The following is a 2,300-nucleotide window of genomic DNA, read 5'->3' as shown; positions in this document are numbered from 1 at the left end:
CACGGGGCGGCACATGCGCGCGGCGCTGGAGGAGTCGGGGCCGTTCGATCTCATCATTCTCGACTTGATGCTGCCGGGCGAAGACGGGCTCACGCTGTGCCGCGACTTGCGCACGGGCAAGTACAAGGCGACGCCGATCCTCATGCTCACTGCGCGCAGCGAGGAGGCGGACCGCATCCTCGGTCTGGAGATGGGCGCAGACGACTATCTGGCCAAGCCGTTCTCCGCCCGCGAGCTGCTGGCGCGCATGCGATCGGTGCTGCGCCGCACGCGCATGCTGCCGCCGAACATGCGCTCGACCGAATCGGCCTCGAAGCTGGCGTTCGGCGAGTGGCAGGTCGACACCACTGCGCGCCATCTGATTGACGACAGCGGGGTGATGGTGGCGCTCAGTGGCGCGGAGTACCGGCTGCTGCGCGTGTTCCTCGACCATCCGCAGAAGGTGCTGAGCCGCGACCAGCTGCTGAGTCTCACGCAGGGGCGCGAGGCCGAGCTCTTCGAGCGCTCGATAGACCTGCTCGTGAGCCGGCTGCGCCAGCGTCTGCGGGACGATGCGCGCGAGCCGCGCTTCATCAAGACGGTGCGCAGCGAGGGCTACGTTTTTTCTTCGACGGTCGAGGCGTTGGACTGAATCGTGCTGTGATGCACTGGCAGCTCACCGGGTTGCGTATTTCGTGCGTGAAGCCGCCTGCAAGGAAGAGGAGGGCGAGCCAGAGCTTCTTCATTTTTTTGTTCCAGCGTGGGTTGTGTTTTCGGGGGGCGTGTTCGGGGTGCGTGCGAATGACACCGGGTACTCCCCTCCGCGAATGTCCCCCGCCTTCGGCTCCTCCTTTATTTCGCTGCGGGGAGCACCCGATGCCATTCGCACATGGGCGCTGCCGTTGTGCCGGCCGATCAACCGCTGCGCTGAACGATCACGTCGATGGGGTGCCTTGCGCAGCGAAATAAAGACACCGTTGTGCCTGTCAAGCACCGGCCGTCTTGAGGTAGTTCGCGTCGAAGGGTTTTCGAGACCTCAGGACGCCGTAGGCGATGGCCAGAAGCTTGTGCATGCAGGCCACGACGATGAGCTTGCCGGGCTTGTTCTGCGCCTTCAATCGCTGCCAGAACTGGGCCACCAACGGGTTGTACCTGCCGGCCACCATGGCCGGGAAGTAAAGCGCCTTCTTGAGCTCCCGATGCCCCTGAGGGTGTGTGCCTCGCCGCTTGTCCAACGATGTTCCGGACTGCCTGATCATCGGCGTCAGGCTGGCATAGGCAATCAGCGCCTTGACCGAGGCGAACCGCTCGGGGCGCCCGATGTACGCCAGCAGCTGGGGAATCGTCCTGTCCCCAAGGCCTGGAATCGATGCGAGAAGCTCGCTGCGCTGCTGCAGATCGGGGTCGTCATCGATGGTCTTGCGGATCTGCATGCGCACGTCCTCGATGGACTCGTCCAGGCTCGCGATGACCGCAACGAGGGATGGCTTGACCGCGTCGTGGGCGACCTCCAGGCGGTTCAACTCACCCTGCCGGAGCTCCAGCAGCGTGTCCAGCCGGGCCACCAGCGCCTGCAGGGAGCGCACGGCAGCAGAAGGTGCCTCCCACAACGGCGGGGCTGTCTTGTCGCAAAACCGCGCCAGGGCCTTCGCATCGCCCTCGTCGGTCTTGTTGCGCACCCGTTCCAGTTCCATGAATCGCTTGACCTGCAGCGGATTGACGACCGAGACCGCCACCGCATGGTCGTGCAAGGCAAGCGCCAAGCCCTCGTGGTACGTGCCGGTGGCCTCCATGCAGACATGGGCTGCCGCCGTGCCCCCGGGCAGGTGCGAGTCCAGCCAGTCCAGCAGCTGCGCGAAGCCGCTTGCGTTGTTGGGGAACACCTTGGAGCGATATTTGCCGTGCGCTCTCAGCCACGCCACGTCGAGCTTCAGCTTGCTGATGTCGACTCCTACTTTGCATGTCACCGTGGTACTCCTTGCTTGAAGGATCAACGCGCCACATTCGACATGCACACCCTGATATGCGGGGTCATCGCCAGCACATGGCCGGCGACGCCCCAAGACACCGTTCGAGCTACAGCGTCGAATCCGTGCGGTTCCCCAGTCTTTATTGCGGGCTGGACAGCCCAAGGAGGAGAGCGGGGTTTACCGGACGGGCTCCCTTCAGCGCTACGGGAGCGGGAGAAACAATATCAGGAGGAGGCCGAAGGCCGGGGGACATTCGCGGAGGGGAGCACCTGGTGGCCTTCGCACGCGCCCCGAACGCACACGCCGGGAAGCAAGCGACCAAAACGAAAAAGCCCTCCGAAGAGGGCTTTT

Annotated in this window: 2 protein-coding genes; one reads left to right on the top strand and one right to left on the bottom strand. The window is 64.3% G+C overall.

Annotated features, from left to right (window positions below; translation table 11 throughout):
• The coding region (locus ACSFA3_RS22180) for a winged helix-turn-helix domain-containing protein (RefSeq protein WP_435507669.1) at positions 1 to 631 on the top strand (631 nt) is incomplete at its 5' end.
• A gap of 334 nt (positions 632 to 965) precedes the next feature.
• Here the strand turns inward: ACSFA3_RS22180 and ACSFA3_RS22175 are convergent.
• Positions 966 to 1,946 carry an IS110 family RNA-guided transposase gene (locus ACSFA3_RS22175; protein ID WP_435458101.1) on the bottom strand — a complete coding sequence of 327 codons (981 nt, stop codon included), beginning with the start codon at positions 1,944 to 1,946 and terminating at the stop codon, positions 966 to 968.
• Between the last annotated feature and the right edge of the window lie 354 nt (positions 1,947 to 2,300).

Origin of the sequence: Variovorax glucosi, assembly GCF_051216695.1 — a bacterium.
Classification (GTDB): Bacteria; Pseudomonadota; Gammaproteobacteria; order Burkholderiales; family Burkholderiaceae_C; genus Variovorax.
Note: the sequence above shows the minus strand (reverse complement) of the source record. Positions and strands in the feature narration are given on the sequence as shown.